The 13,411-nt window shown below is 47.6% G+C and carries 14 protein-coding genes; 6 read left to right on the top strand and 8 right to left on the bottom strand.

What is annotated here, in order from left to right:
* Positions 1–24 precede the first annotated feature (24 nt).
* Complete coding sequence (locus KD145_RS08850; protein WP_212005535.1) at positions 25–774, top strand: ATP-grasp domain-containing protein; 750 nt, start codon at positions 25–27, stop codon at positions 772–774.
* Here KD145_RS08850 and KD145_RS08845 read toward each other — a convergent pair.
* Positions 739–1,959, bottom strand: a complete 1,221-nt coding sequence (locus KD145_RS08845) for a TCR/Tet family MFS transporter (RefSeq protein WP_212005534.1) — start codon at positions 1,957–1,959, stop codon at positions 739–741. The two genes, KD145_RS08850 and KD145_RS08845, sit on opposite strands and share 36 nt — an antisense overlap.
* Positions 1,960–2,182: 223 nt before the next feature.
* On the opposite strand from KD145_RS08845, the gene KD145_RS08840 reads away from it, so the two are divergent.
* Positions 2,183–2,539 carry an N-acetyltransferase gene (locus tag KD145_RS08840; protein ID WP_212005533.1) on the top strand — a complete coding sequence of 119 codons (357 nt, stop codon included), beginning with the start codon at positions 2,183–2,185 and terminating at the stop codon, positions 2,537–2,539.
* A 46-nt stretch (positions 2,540–2,585) separates the two neighbouring features.
* Here the strand turns inward: KD145_RS08840 and KD145_RS08835 are convergent, their stop codons facing one another.
* A complete protein-coding gene (locus KD145_RS08835) occupies positions 2,586–2,927 on the bottom strand; it encodes a hypothetical protein (RefSeq protein WP_212005532.1) in 342 nt (113 codons plus the stop codon).
* A 152-nt stretch (positions 2,928–3,079) separates the two neighbouring features.
* On the opposite strand from KD145_RS08835, the gene KD145_RS08830 reads away from it, so the two are divergent.
* Together KD145_RS08830 and KD145_RS08825 are read left to right on the top strand one after the other, a co-directional pair.
* Complete coding sequence (locus KD145_RS08830) at positions 3,080–3,730, top strand: RNA polymerase sigma factor (RefSeq protein ID WP_212005531.1); 651 nt, start codon at positions 3,080–3,082, stop codon at positions 3,728–3,730.
* Positions 3,731–3,981: 251 nt separating this feature from the next.
* Positions 3,982–4,833 (top strand): 2OG-Fe(II) oxygenase, encoded by an 852-nt coding sequence (locus tag KD145_RS08825; RefSeq protein WP_212005530.1) that lies wholly within the window; start codon positions 3,982–3,984, stop codon positions 4,831–4,833.
* An 81-nt stretch (positions 4,834–4,914) separates the two neighbouring features.
* Here the strand turns inward: KD145_RS08825 and KD145_RS08820 are convergent, their stop codons facing one another.
* Positions 4,915–6,579, bottom strand: a complete 1,665-nt coding sequence (locus KD145_RS08820; protein ID WP_212005529.1) for a glycosyltransferase family 39 protein — start codon at positions 6,577–6,579, stop codon at positions 4,915–4,917.
* A gap of 327 nt (positions 6,580–6,906) precedes the next feature.
* On the opposite strand from KD145_RS08820, the gene KD145_RS08815 reads away from it, so the two are divergent.
* The gene (locus KD145_RS08815; RefSeq protein ID WP_212005528.1) at positions 6,907–7,302 is read left to right on the top strand and encodes a hypothetical protein; all 396 of its coding nucleotides are present in this window, start codon (positions 6,907–6,909) and stop codon (positions 7,300–7,302) included.
* 3 nt (positions 7,303–7,305) lie between these two features.
* Entirely contained in the window at positions 7,306–7,863 is a 558-nt protein-coding gene (locus KD145_RS08810) for a hypothetical protein (protein WP_212005527.1), read from the top strand.
* A gap of 19 nt (positions 7,864–7,882) precedes the next feature.
* Here the strand turns inward: KD145_RS08810 and KD145_RS08805 are convergent, their stop codons facing one another.
* The 5 genes from KD145_RS08805 to leuC form a co-directional block, all read right to left on the bottom strand.
* Entirely contained in the window at positions 7,883–8,335 is a 453-nt protein-coding gene (locus KD145_RS08805) for an SRPBCC domain-containing protein (protein ID WP_212005526.1), read from the bottom strand.
* A gap of 99 nt (positions 8,336–8,434) precedes the next feature.
* A complete protein-coding gene (gene leuB, locus KD145_RS08800) occupies positions 8,435–9,508 on the bottom strand; it encodes a 3-isopropylmalate dehydrogenase (RefSeq protein ID WP_212005525.1) in 1,074 nt (357 codons plus the stop codon).
* 25 nt (positions 9,509–9,533) lie between these two features.
* Positions 9,534–11,057: an alpha-isopropylmalate synthase regulatory domain-containing protein gene (locus KD145_RS08795; protein ID WP_212005524.1), complete on the bottom strand. Its 1,524-nt coding sequence runs from the start codon at positions 11,055–11,057 to the stop codon at positions 9,534–9,536.
* A 19-nt stretch (positions 11,058–11,076) separates the two neighbouring features.
* On the bottom strand, positions 11,077–11,673 hold the full coding sequence (leuD, locus tag KD145_RS08790) for a 3-isopropylmalate dehydratase small subunit (RefSeq protein WP_212005523.1): 597 nt from the start codon (positions 11,671–11,673) through the stop codon (positions 11,077–11,079).
* Positions 11,674–11,708: 35 nt separating this feature from the next.
* On the bottom strand, positions 11,709–13,112 hold the full coding sequence (gene leuC, locus KD145_RS08785; RefSeq protein ID WP_212005522.1) for a 3-isopropylmalate dehydratase large subunit: 1,404 nt from the start codon (positions 13,110–13,112) through the stop codon (positions 11,709–11,711).
* Positions 13,113–13,411: the final 299 nt, after the last annotated feature.

Here is a 13,411-nt window from a genome sequence, read left to right as displayed (position 1 = left end):
ATTTTCCCCTGGCATTAACATCCTATGAACAACACAATACTGCTGATCCCTGAAAAAACGGACATTGAATTTGAACAGATAGTGGCCGCCTGGACCCATAGAGGCGGACAAGTTAAAAGACTGGGTAAATACTGGATAAAAGATGAAGAACTGACCCGCAGCAAGATTGCTATCTATGGCAATCAGGCCTTTGCATTTGTGCTGGCCCAGATATACGGAGTAGCGCTCCTTTCTCCGGACGATACGCTCATTGCCACCTTAGACCATCAATGGACCCAACGACAAATTACCCTCAGCACTGTAGGGCAAATCAGCGCAACAGCCTTCCCGGTTTTTATTAAACCGGTGGTTCCTAAAATATTCCTGGCAGGCATCTTCACAACATTGGAAGACTTCCGCCAGGCAACAGCCGGACTGCCGGAAGATGAAGCGGTGATGATGGCTGCAGTCGTGGAGCCTATCACAGCTGAAGCCCGTGGTTTTGTGTTGAACGAACAACTGATCGACCTCGCCTTATATGAAGGAGGGGCCGACCTTACAGCAGGAGCCTTGTTCTTAACCGCTTTTGTCCGGGAATACGGTCATCAGCTGCCAGCTGCCGTGATTGTTGATATTGCCTGTAACCCGCAGACGGGCTGGTTTGTCCTGGAATTTAATGCCTGCTGGGGTGCAGGCCTCAACAACTGCCGGGCAGAGAAAGTGATGGATTGTATCATATCAGCCACCATTCATCCGGCCTTACCGGCTGATCTTCCTGCGCGCGAAAGCTCTTAGTAATAACACCAGACTGATGATCGTCATGAGAGCGGCCATCAGATACGGCATGCCCGGAAAGTACACAGGTGCTGTGCTACGGGTAGCCCAGGCAAAACTGTTGGTCATCAGAGGTGGTGCAATCAGCGTGGTCAGTCCCATCAGGCTGCCGAGGGCGCCTTGCAGTTCTCCCTGTTCATTGTCTGGCATAGTGGCCGCCATAATGCTCTGCATCGCAGTACCTTGTACACTGCCTGCGATGTAGATGATCAATGCCGGGAAAAGCACCCATTCCCAGGCAGTGAAAGCAAACAGCAGATAACCGGTGGTCATCAGCAACAGCCCCATAACAGCCAGCTGCTTATCATTCAACACGGGAGTGAGTTTGTTTACCAACCATGTTTGTGATAGGATAGAAAGTAAACCGACGAATGCGAGGGAATAACCTATCAGCTGATTGCTCCACCGGAATTTTTCTATGGTGAAGAAAGCCCACACACTTTCCATGCTATGCGTGGCGATAGATATAAAGATCATGGAAAGTATCAGCGATTTTACCAGGGGGAAGCGCGACAACTGTCGCAGCGCACCCAATGGGTTGGCTCTCTTCCAGTCAAACTGCCGGCGCAGGGTTTTGTCCAGCGACTCCGGAAAAAAGAAATAACCGAATATAAAATTGGCGAAGCTCATAGCTGCCGCCACTATAAACGGGGTATGAGTGCCAAACTGTCCCAGGGCGCCGCCTATAGCCGGACCAATGATAAAACCCAGTCCGAAAGCGGCGTTGATCAGTCCATAGTGGCGGGTTCTGTTCTCATCAGTGCTGATATCGGCCACACAGGCGGATGCCACTGCATAACTGGCACCGGTAATACCGGCGATGGCCCTGCCAACGAAGAGCCACACAATGTTAGGCGCAAAGGCAAGAAAGAGGCAGTCAATGGAAAAGCCTAACAAAGACAACAGTAAAACAGGGCGCCTGCCATAGTGATCACTTAAGTTGCCCAGCACCGGCGCGAAAATAAATTGCATCACAGCATAGGCAAAAGCCAGCCATCCACCATACCTGGCGGCTGTACTGATATTTGCATGAAGCAGATCACTGATCAGCTGTGGAAGTACCGGAAATATCAGACCAAAACCGGCAGTATCAATTACAACAACAAGGATAACGAAGAATAAACGAGACGGATATACGGATTTCATGTGTTGGATGATAATAATTATAGGTTTGGAAATAGTCATGAAAAGAAGCCAGGCAATGGGAGAGGGCCAGGATAAAGAGGCGGGAGCCGCCGTATGTGTTTAATTATTGTCTCATGATGCGGCAAAAGTAATAAAAAGTGTCAGGATTTAATACAAGGGTCCGGGTGTTTTACGCTAAATTGTTTTCAGTGATTCGGACGACAGGAAGGCCTGTGCCCTAACCTTGCAGCCTGAACGAAAAAGGACCACGCTCAAGACAATTCTGCAGGACCTGCGACTGGTGATGGCCGCGATCGGGCCAGGCAATATCCGTAAGGTAAGCAGCCGGGAGGCGCTTATCAAGGCAAAATATCCTATGGGGAAGATGAACTATCTCTGGTTTATCGGTGTCATGCCCGGAACACAGCGTCAGGGCATTGGCCGTCAACTGCTTCGGGAGGTGGTGGCCCATAGCGGGCGCCCTGTCTACCTCGAAACATCCATGTCGGAAAACGTGCAATGGTACGAGAAAAACGGCTTTGAGGTGTACCATACCCTGCATTTTGATTATGCAGACCTGTACATGCTGCGGACCGTCTGAACTCCGGGATAATGTTGGCTGCTACAGCCGAATAAAACAGCATCAGTTAGTTGGCCTGGTAACTACCGGGCAGAAAACGCTTTTTTTCTTCCCGCCATTTGATAAACATAATATGCTGGGCGAATTCCAGGAACTGATAGTCTTCTATCAGTGCAGCCAGGGTTTGCTGCTGGTCCGGACTACGTCCTTCTCTTTTACGTGTCTCTTCATAGCGGGATAGCCCTTCCTGCAGGGAGCTGGTCATGGATTTTACCAGTTCCGGGAAGGCGGCAAAAGTTTCGTTCATGATAAGTTGACCTCTGGGGGTCTGTTTGAGCTCCTGTATACGCTGATGCGTCAGAGCCGGGAATGCAGTTCCTGTCATCTGAAAAGTCTGGCCTACGGTCATTGTTTCGATTTTTGCTCATTTAGGTTAATTGGGTTAAGCCAGGCACTTTATGCCTGGTGATATGGATTAGAGTACAGATTTCAGGAAAGGTTACAAAATGTGGACTTTTTTTGTAACTTATTCAGACTTTATTCATCTAATAACCGACTTCAATGAGTATCATTTCGCCTATTGACACGCTTACAGACAATGAAATCATTGCCAGGGTGCTGGCTGGAGAAAAAAGGTTGTTTGAGCAACTGATGCGTCGCCACAATACCAGCCTGTTCAGGATTGGGATGTCTTTTCTGAATAATGACATGGATGTGGAAGATGTGATGCAGACCACCTATATCAATGCTTATCAGCATCTGGACAAATTCCGGCAGGAATCTGCCTTCGGGACCTGGCTGAAAAGGATTCTGATCAATGAATGCAGCCAGTATCTAAAAAAAGGGAAAAACGTTGTCGGCGAAGATATCTCGGGTATGGAACATCATCCGGACACCCCTAAAACAAAAGAAACGCCGGTGGACACAGTTATTAACAAAGAATTGGGTAAAGTGCTGGAAAAGGCACTGCTGAGCATCCCGGAGAAATACCGGGCCGTGTTTGTATTACGGGAAATAGAGCAGCTGAACGTAGCAGAAACCAGTCAGGTGCTTAATATTTCGAAGGTCAATGTAAAAGTACGGCAGATCAGGGCCAAAATGATGCTGCGGGAACATGTTGCCAATTTCTACAAAAACGATGTATTTCCGTTCCATCTTATCAGATGCGACCGGATTGTCAACAATGTGCTCAGGGAACTGGGTATTCATTAATGATAATATATATAGTCAAAGCGGGGAACAGGAGCATATCCTGTTCTCCGCTTTTTTATGCCGCAACGTATATACTACGGCGTTAAAGTTGTTGTATCAACCTGCACTGGCCGAAGAAGTGCTGCAGGACGTATTCCTGAAAGTATAGCTGAAAAGGGCTATGTTATCAGTCTGCATTTTGGAATATGTTTGGGTGGAGTATCAAATGAATTACCTTATATTTACATATTCCTCTTTAAATATTTTCCGAGATGCAGTTTGCACAAACCACTACACAGATTTTTGACTCTGAGAAATGGAATGGCCAGTTGTCGGAGTTGAGTCAATCGTACCAAGGGGCGAACCCTTACCCACATATTGTTTTAGAGAATTTCCTGGACCCGGAGGTGTTGGATGAGTGTGTTGATGAGTTTAACAAGCTGAATGAGTCAGATGGTTGGATCAATTACACACACTACAATGAGCGTAAGAAAGGGCTGAACAAGCTGGACATGCTGCCGGCGACCATCAGAAAAACCATCCATGAACTAAATTCGCCGGAGTTCCTGCAATTCCTTAGTGAACTGACAGGTATCAAGAACCTGATAAAAGATGACTTCCTGGAAGGTGGAGGCATTCATCAGTCCAGGAGGGGAGGATTCCTAAACATCCATGCCGATTTTACGGTGCATCCCCATCACCGGCATTGGCAACGCAGGGTGAACGTACTGGTATACCTGAACAAGGACTGGGAAGAAGAGTGGGGTGGTAAGCTGGAACTATGGGACCGGGACATGAAGGCCTGCAAAAGAAAAGTATTGCCCGTTTTCAACCGCTGCGTGATCTTCAATACAGATGCGGACTCCTACCATGGGCATCCGGAGCCAATGACCTGCCCGGAAGACGCTTTCAGGAGGTCTATCGCTTTGTATTATTATACGGAGGAAGATAAACCTTTTCGCAGAGCTACCCATTATATGGCCCGTCCGGGTGAAGGCTCCAAAAAACTGATGGTGAAACTGGATAATGCCATGGTAGCCGTTTATACGGAGATCAAAGGCTGGCTGGGCTCCAATGATAAATTGGTGAGCAGTGTGCTGCGGTTCTTCTCCAGAAAAAAATAAAGTATCCATACTAAAAGGACCGAAGTGAAGATATCAGTATTCTTCGCTTCGGTCCTTTTGCATTGTAGGTTTGGAATCCTTTTACTTTGTTACTTTTTCCCGCTTCAGAAACACAAATCCATTCTTCCGGTATAACTCCAGTATACCAGCATGTTGCAGGTATCCTTCTACACGGTCTATTTTGGTAACGAAATAGGCTGGTTTATCGATATCGCCCTTCAGTAGCCATTCTTCGCTGTAGGCATTTTCATTGGCGGGTTTTTCCTTATGGGTATAGAAGAAGGGGGCATAACTCCAGTAGCCCAGTACGGTCACATAACAGTCTTCTCCCTGTCTGGCCTCAAAGAAGTCGATGGCCGCACCCTGTGAGTAGCGTTCTACCTTGGGCACAATGATGGCCGCAGCCAGGAAGATCACCAGGGCTGTGCCGCCAAAATAAGTCCAGGCAGCCTGGGTGAAGCGTTGTTTGCGGAGCATCATTACGCCTACAATCAGCGTAATGACCATCAGGGTGCCTACCGCGCCTTCCCAGCCGCTCCAATGTACGTCAGCAGCCATATTGGCCTGTGCAAAAGGATCTTTCACATAGGGGATGATTTTTTTCAGGTTCAGGGCCACCAGTGTTACTCCCAATAAAGCTACAGCCACCAGCACACCCAGGATGGTAACGAGAACGCCTATATATTTTTTATACGGCATCTCTTTCAGATCCCATTTATAGAAGGTGTAGGCCGCCAGGAAGGTGACCGGGAACCAGGCCAGCGATGAATAGTGGATGATACGGGACTGTACAATGGAAAAGAGGATCGTCACTACCCAGAAAAGTATCACCATCCAGCGTTTGAAATCTTTGTCATAACGGCTGCTGGCCGTAGTTTTGAAGAAAGAAGGGATGGCAAAGATGGAGGAAGGGAAGCAGCCTATCAGGATCACTACATAGTGGTAGCCGAAAAAGCCCGCCTGTCCTGCATCATGGGTCGTGAAGAGCCGGTACTGGTACTTCAGGAACTCGGTGATGAACCAGGGACCATTCTTCCAGGTCTCCCATCCATACCAGGTACAGGATACTGCCGTGGCTACCACCAGGAACAGCAGTGCATGACCCCAGCCAAAGAAGAACCTGAAACGGTTCCAGATAAAGTACACACCCAGCACCAGCAGGAATACCATCAGCGCTACCTGCCCTTTGGTGAGGATGGCCAGTCCCATGAACAGGCCGGACCATACGGCATAGAACAGTGGTGTCCTGTTAAGACCAGGTTTATCATAGTCATTCCGTTTCCAATGATAAAGAATGAAATAATACAGGGAAACGAAAGTAAAGAGATTGAACCAGGGATCAATGATGCCTGATTTGAAATACATGTTTGGAAACAATGATCCGCCGTAAGCCAGTGCCCAGAGGATACCGAATTTCCGGTCGTACAGCCTGGACCCGATCAGGAACAATGTTACCAGGGTAACGATACCGCATAGCGCATTGGGAAGGCGGGAGGCAAATTCATTGATGCCAAACAGCTTCATGGCTGTACTCTGCATCCAGAAGAACATGGGAGGCTTTTCCCAGAAAGGTTTGAAATTGACGTAAATGCGTGAGTAATCATCCAGTTTGATCATTTCCCGGGCACATTCGGCGAAATTGATCTCATCCCAGTCGAACAGGTGCACCCGCCCGAGGAATGGAATAAATAGCAATGCGGCCACTACAGCCAATAATACAACGTTGGAAACTTTGATTGCACGCATATCTGTGAGCGTTTTTTTGAGATGGTTTTTCTGGGAAATAATGAGTTCATAAATATAGGTTCTTTTTTTCCGCTCTTGATATTTTAGAGAATTAGTTTTTTATGAATTCTGACCATTCAACAAACTTCTTTTAATTTTTCTTTGACTACTTACTGGTAGTAAGGGTCCATGATGTTGGATGGCTGGTATCGATGTATAAAGGCTGTTAGTATGCTGTTTTTCCTGTCAGACGAATTTCCCCAGTGGATTAGATACCACTTTGTTTCACCTTGCTTGTCTTATCATTAATCCCAAAGTAAAAATATCTCCTTATTACACTGGAGAGAATTGTTTGAAGGTTCTCTGGAAAGATTTTCATTTGACTGGTCGAAGGAATGGCAGCGCGGGATTTTTAAACTTACAGTGATACCGGAAGATAGATTATTGGGTTTGATGTCCATTGCTGTTATTTCTCTGGAACAAAGGCTGGATATCCGGTTATTGGAATTGTCAGATGAGAACATTGGGACGAATAAAGAGTTTGACAGGGTTGCCGGTTGTCTGATAGCGTATGCATGCAGAGAATCTTTTAGATTAGGATTTGATGGATTCGTTTCGCTGATGCCCAAAACAAAACTGGTAGCACACTATATTTTTAAATGCGGTTTTGTCCCTTTGGGAAGATATTTGGTGGTCGATGGTACAGCATCAAGAACATTAATTCATGAATATCTGAATCAATAAATAATGAAAAAAAAATATGAGGCAAGCAGAGAGTTGTCGAAGAAATATCCTTTTCTTCAAGGGCTTACAGATGAAGAAATAGCAGATGCCTATATATTCCCACATGGGCTTACAGATGAGGAAAAAGCAGCAGCAGATAGAGAGCTGTCAGCCTACATAAAGGAAAAAAGGAGTAAAATGACCTGGGAAGATCATTTGATGTCCAGATTACTTCAAATCAAGTTTCAAATGGAAGATGCAGTTGCTGCAGATAAATTTCTGGACAAGCTTAATTTTGGTTATTTTCTCTCTATGTATATCCAGGCTATTCAAAAAAAGCAAAAAGAATTTGCGCAGGAAATAAGCCTGGATGAAACGCGTTTGAGTCGCCTGATCCACAGGAAGGAGTGGCCTAATGAAGAGTTATTCATCAGGCTTGAACTGCATTCCAATAATATGATCCCGGCTATGCACTGGTTTAAACTGGTGGAGAAGGAAAAAGCCCATAATATTAGTGCGAACACTGAATTAAGAAAAAAACAGAAAAAATTTGTTCGCAAAACATTAGGACTGACAGGGTAGTATATCGTAAGCTGCATATTTACGCTGTCATAAAATCAAACGCACCTTTTCTCAGGTTGATATTATATTCCAGGTATGCTTTGAGGCAGGCGAGGAAATTAGCCCATCCTTCTGTGTTTTGTCTGAGCCAGGTAATACCATCTTCATTGGCCGGCATTTCACTTTCTGTGATTTTTACCAGGGTGCTGCCATTTTTGCCTGCAGACAGGGTGATGTTTGTGGTGGTGCGTTGTTTGGGAGAGCCTTGCCATTCAAAAGTCACCTGTTGGTCCGGGTTGCTTTGGGTGACAAACACGTCGAGCTCTTCACTGAATTCCGGAAATTTCCATGTGAGTGTTTGTCCTTCTTCCATGCGGCCGCTGCCTGTGGCGATAAAATAGCCGCTCATCTTTTTCGGGTCAACAATTGCTTCGTAAACTTCGTGTGCAGGTTTGGCTATCTGAATAGAAGCTTTAATGATGAGTGGTCCCATAAGAAATGTGTTGAAGGTTATAATTATGAAGATACGTAAGAAAACAAAAAAGCAGCGAAGATCGTTCGGTCTTCGCTGCTTTTATTTTCTGATGATATCTTACAGCTGTTTCAGTACTTCTTCACCGATGGCATCTGTGCCTTTGATCATGTGGGCGGGTGTTTGCGGGTTGGCGATGTCGCGGGTGCGGAAGCCGGCTTTCAGTACCTGGTCTACAGCGTGTATAACAGCGTTGGATTCTGCCTTCATGCCGAAGGAGATATCGAGCAGTAATGCAGCTGAGAGTATGGAAGCCAGTGGGTTGGCTACACCTTTGCCGGTGATGTCGTGGGCGGAGCCGTGGATGGGCTCGTATACGCCGGTGCCATCGCCGATGGAGGCGGAGGCGAGCATGCCCATGGAGCCTGCTATCTGTGAGGCTTCATCGGTGAGGATATCGCCGAAGAGGTTGGCCGTAACTACCACATCGAAGCGGCGGGGATCTTTGATAAGCAGCATGGCGGTAGCATCTACGAACTGATGTTCTACTTCCACATCAGGATATTCAGGTGCTATTTTCTGTATGACTTCCCTCCAGAGCCGGGATGTTTCGATGACATTGGCTTTATCGACGGAGCAGAGTTTTTTGCGTCGGGTACGGGCGGCTTCAAAAGCTTTGCGGGCAATACGTTCCACTTCAAAGCGGCTGTATTCCGCGATATCGAAGGCGGTGTCACCGTCGTTTTTTCTGCCTTTCTCGCCGAAGTAGATGTCGCCGGTCAATTCACGGAAGAAGAGGATGTCAGCGCCTTTCAGTATTTCCGGTTTGATGCTGGAGGCGTCGAGTAGTTCGTCGAATAATTTGATAGGGCGCAGATTGGCGTATAATCCCAGTTCCTTGCGCATGCGAAGCAGACCTTGTTCCGGCCTTACTTTGGCGGAAGGGTCATTATCGTATTTGGGATGGCCTACAGCGCCAAAGAGCACGGCATCTGAGGCCCGCATTTTGGCCAGCGATTCATCGGGCAACGGGTTGCCGGTAGCCTCGATGGCAGCATGTCCTACCAGTGCTTCGTCATATGTGAAAGTGTGTCCGAATCGCGCTGCGATTTTGTCCAGCACTTTTTTACCTACTGCGGTTACTTCCTGTCCTATTCCGTCTCCGGGAACAATTAAAATATGTTTAGTTGCCATCTGTTGATAATAAAATGATGATTGATCAGATCAGGTTGAGCATTTTCTGGGTGGCCTTTATGGCAGACACGGTCTGGTCGCTGTCCAGTCCTCTTGTTTTGAACTCCTTATTCTGGAAGTTCCAGGTGATAATGGTTTCGCATAAAGCGTCGCTTTTACCGCCGGGAGGGATGTGAACAGAGTAGTCTGTGAGTGCAGGCAGTTCCCGTTTTTTCTTTTTGTATACCTTTTTGAGTGCATTCATGAAGGCATCATACTGACCATCGCCCTGGGAGTGTTCTTCGAAGAGTTCTCCTTCCACTGATATTTTCAGGGTGACAGAAGGGTGGAGGTTTTTGGAATGGGAGAGCACATAGTTTTCTATTTTCACCTTTTCCTCTATCCGGCTGCTGTCGAGAATATCAGAGATGATGTAGGGCAGGTCGGCCTGTGTGAGCACTTCTTTTTTATCGCCCAGTTCAATGATGCGCTGGGTAACCTTTTTGAGGTTGGCATCAGAGAGCTGGATACCCAGCTGCTGAAGATTATTTTCAATGTTGGCCTTGCCGCTTGTTTTGCCAAGGGCGTAGAGGCGCTGGCGGCCGAAGCGTTCGGGCATCAGGTCACTGAAATACAGTTTGTTCTTTTTGTCGCCATCGGCGTGTATGCCGGCTGTTTGTGTGAAAACGTTGGCGCCTACTACTGGTTTATTAGCCGGGATGCGGATGCCGGAGAATGTTTCCACTAGTTTGCTGGCACTGTATAATGATTTTTCTGACACGGCTGTTTTGATTTCGGGCATGAAGTCGTTGAGCACAGCGATGGCGCTGGCCAGCGGGGCGTTGCCTGCTCTTTCACCCATACCGTTGATGGTAAGGTGTATGCCGTGAGCACCGGCTTTCACGCCTTCCAGTACGTTGGCGGTGCCGAGATCATAATCATTGTGTGCATGGAAATCGAAGTGCAGCTGCGGATAACGTTGCACGATGGCACTGATGTATTGGCTGACTTCTGCGGGTGTGAGTACGCCGAGCGTGTCGGGCAGCATGATGCGTTTGACAGGCTGGTGCTGCAGGAAGTCGAGGTACTGGTATACGTAGTCGCTGGAGTGGCGCATGCCGTTGCTCCAGTCTTCCAGGTATACATTGCACTCCAGTCCGTTTTTTCTGGCAAGGGCAATCACGGCGCCTACTTCCGCGAAGTGTTCTGCCGGTTTTTTCTTCAGCTGATGGGTGAGATGATTGAGAGAACCTTTTGTGAGCAGGTTCATGACCCTGGCGCCGGACTGCAGCATCCACTCAACAGATACATCGCCATCAACGAAGGTGAGTACTTCTACTTTATTGATAAAACCATTTGCCTCAGCCCATTGGGTAATGGCCTTTACCGCCGCAAATTCACCTTCCGAAACGCGGGCGGAGGCAATTTCAATCCTGTCGACTTTTACTTCTGTTAATAAAAGCTGGGCAATGGTTAGTTTTTCCGAGGGAGAAAAAGAGACGCCGCTGGTTTGTTCACCGTCGCGGAGGGTGGTGTCCATTATTTCAACATATCGCTGCGGTACTGGCATAAAGCAAATAATTATGGGGTTAATACATACTCTTTGCGGCAAAAGCCTGTATATCATCTTTCATGGCCTGGAGGTAGTCGATGTCATCAAAGCCGTTGGTCATGTTGTGTTTTTTGTAGCTGTTGATATCGAACTGCGTGTTTTCACCGGTAGCGGTGATAGTGATGGTTTGAGCAGGCAGGTCGATGACCAGTTCGGTTTGGGGATCGGCTTCTATGGCGGTAAATATCTTATGCAGGAATTCCGGGCTCACCTGTACTGGCAGGATACCGATGTTCAGGGAGTTGTTTTTGAAGATATCGGCGAAGAAGCTGGACACTACGCAGCGGAAGCCGTAGTCGTAGATAGCCCAGGCAGCATGTTCGCGACTGGAGCCACTGCCGAAGTTTTTGCCGGCCACCAGTATTTTACCGGAATAGATCGGGTTGTTGAGTACAAAGTCCGGTTTGGGAGTGCCGTCTGTATTATAGCGCCAGTCGCGGAACAGGTTGTCGCCAAATCCGGTGCGCTCTGTTGCTTTGAGAAAGCGGGCGGGGATGATCTGGTCGGTGTCCACGTTTTCGATGGGCATGGGTACAGCAGCGCTTTTCAGTACGGTAAATTTATCGTAAGCCATGATGTTTTTGCTAGTAGTTAAAGATGAAGAAGTGATTAGATCAGTTCACGCGGATCGGTTACAACACCGGTGACAGCGGCGGCAGCGGCAACAAGCGGACTGGCCAGCAAGGTGCGGGATCCGGGTCCCTGGCGGCCTTCGAAGTTGCGGTTGCTGGTGCTGACAGCATACTTGCCGGCGGGCACTTTGTCGTCGTTCATGGCGAGGCAGGCGGAGCAGCCTGGCTGGCGCAACTGAAAACCGGCAGCGGTCAGGATATCAAGGATACCTTCTTCTTTGATCTGTTGTTCTACAATATGTGATCCGGGCACGATCCAGGCGGTCACATGATCTGCTTTGCGGCGGCCTTTCACGATGGAGGCAAAAGCGCGGAAGTCTTCTATGCGGCCGTTGGTACAGCTGCCGATAAATACATAATCCACTTTTTTACCTAACATGGGTTCTTCTTCGCTGAAGCCCATGTACTGCAATGATTTTGTATAGCTGGCTTCACTGCCGCCGGCAGCCTGGGCGGTAGGGATGCGTTGGGTGATACCCAGGCCCATACCGGGGTTGGTGCCATAGGTGATCATCGGTTCTATCTCACTGGCATCAAAAGTATATTCCATATCGAAGGTGGAACCTTCGTCTGTTTTTAATGTTTTCCAATAGGCGAGAGCGTTATCCCAGGCTTGTCCCTGCGGTGCTTTTTCGCGGCCTTTGATATACGCGAAGGTGGTTTCATCCGGAGCGATGATACCGCCACGGGCGCCCATTTCGATACTCATATTGCAAACAGTCATGCGGCCTTCCATGCTCATCTTTTCAAACACTTCACCGGCATATTCCACGAAGTAGCCGGTGGCGCCGGCAGCGGTGAGGCGGGAGATGATGTAGAGGGTCACATCTTTGGGCGTAATACCTTTGCCGGTGGTACCGGTAACGGTTATACGCATTTTCTTTGGTTTCTGCTGCATAATGCACTGGGAGGAGAGGACCATTTCCACTTCTGAGGTGCCGATGCCGAAGGCGATGGCTCCAAAGGCGCCGTGGGTGGAGGTGTGGGAGTCTCCACATACGATGGTCATACCGGGCAGGGTGATACCGTTTTCCGGTCCTACTACGTGTACGATACCGTTGCGGGGATTACCCAGGCCCCAGTGGGAGATGCCGTATTTGGCGGTATTGGTTTCCAGGGCTTTCAGCTGGTTGGCCGACAGCGGGTCCTGTACCGGAAGATGCTGATTGATGGTAGGTGTATTGTGATCCGCAGTGGCAAAGGTTTTTTCCGGGAACATCACCTGCAGTCCCCTGTTTTCTAATCCCAGGAAGGCTACCGGGCTGGTCACTTCATGGATAAAGTGACGGTCTATAAACAACACATCAGGACCGTCTTCAATTTTCCTGACCGCATGTGAATCCCATACTTTGTCAAATAAGGTAGCGGGTATTTTACTCATTTTTATAATTTTAAAGGTAAGCGCTAAATTCTTAAAAAATATCCAGATATTCTTATGATTGTCATATTTTTTCTAAAAATAGTGATAAAAGTATGATTATTGTTTTGTTATGTGATCGCAGTATTTGTTTTTAATATATTGATAATCAATATAAGATAACAAAAAATTCATATAACAAATGACTATTGAGAGAAAGGGTTATGTTGAGTAGTGTGTCATTAAAATGTCATGGATGTAACTGCGTATACACGGCACCGTTAGCGAAGAACAGTAAGGGGGCATAATAAATCCTGACCGCC

Origin of the sequence: Chitinophaga sp. HK235 (genome assembly GCF_018255755.1) — a bacterium.
Lineage (GTDB): Bacteria > Bacteroidota > Bacteroidia > Chitinophagales > Chitinophagaceae > Chitinophaga.
The sequence above is the reverse complement of the archived record's forward strand: the minus strand, read 5'-3'. Positions and strand labels throughout refer to the sequence as shown.

Bases quoted from the DNA above. Each gene is read 5' to 3' on its own strand.
- leuC (WP_212005522.1), bottom strand. From the start codon at position 13,112: ATGAGTAAAATACCCGCTACCTTATTTGACAAAGTATGGGATTCACAT.
- KD145_RS08795 (WP_212005524.1), bottom strand. From the start codon at position 11,057: ATGCCAGTACCGCAGCGATATGTTGAAATAATGGACACCACCCTCCGC.
- KD145_RS08845 (WP_212005534.1), bottom strand. From the start codon at position 1,959: ATGAAATCCGTATATCCGTCTCGTTTATTCTTCGTTATCCTTGTTGTT.
- leuD (WP_212005523.1), bottom strand. From the start codon at position 11,673: ATGGCTTACGATAAATTTACCGTACTGAAAAGCGCTGCTGTACCCATG.
- KD145_RS08850 (WP_212005535.1), top strand. From the start codon at position 25: ATGAACAACACAATACTGCTGATCCCTGAAAAAACGGACATTGAATTT.
- KD145_RS08820 (WP_212005529.1), bottom strand. From the start codon at position 6,579: ATGCGTGCAATCAAAGTTTCCAACGTTGTATTATTGGCTGTAGTGGCC.
- KD145_RS08835 (WP_212005532.1), bottom strand. From the start codon at position 2,927: ATGACCGTAGGCCAGACTTTTCAGATGACAGGAACTGCATTCCCGGCT.
- KD145_RS08825 (WP_212005530.1), top strand. From the start codon at position 3,982: ATGCAGTTTGCACAAACCACTACACAGATTTTTGACTCTGAGAAATGG.
- KD145_RS08810 (WP_212005527.1), top strand. From the start codon at position 7,306: ATGAAAAAAAAATATGAGGCAAGCAGAGAGTTGTCGAAGAAATATCCT.
- leuB (WP_212005525.1), bottom strand. From the start codon at position 9,508: ATGGCAACTAAACATATTTTAATTGTTCCCGGAGACGGAATAGGACAG.
- KD145_RS08805 (WP_212005526.1), bottom strand. From the start codon at position 8,335: ATGGGACCACTCATCATTAAAGCTTCTATTCAGATAGCCAAACCTGCA.
- KD145_RS08830 (WP_212005531.1), top strand. From the start codon at position 3,080: ATGAGTATCATTTCGCCTATTGACACGCTTACAGACAATGAAATCATT.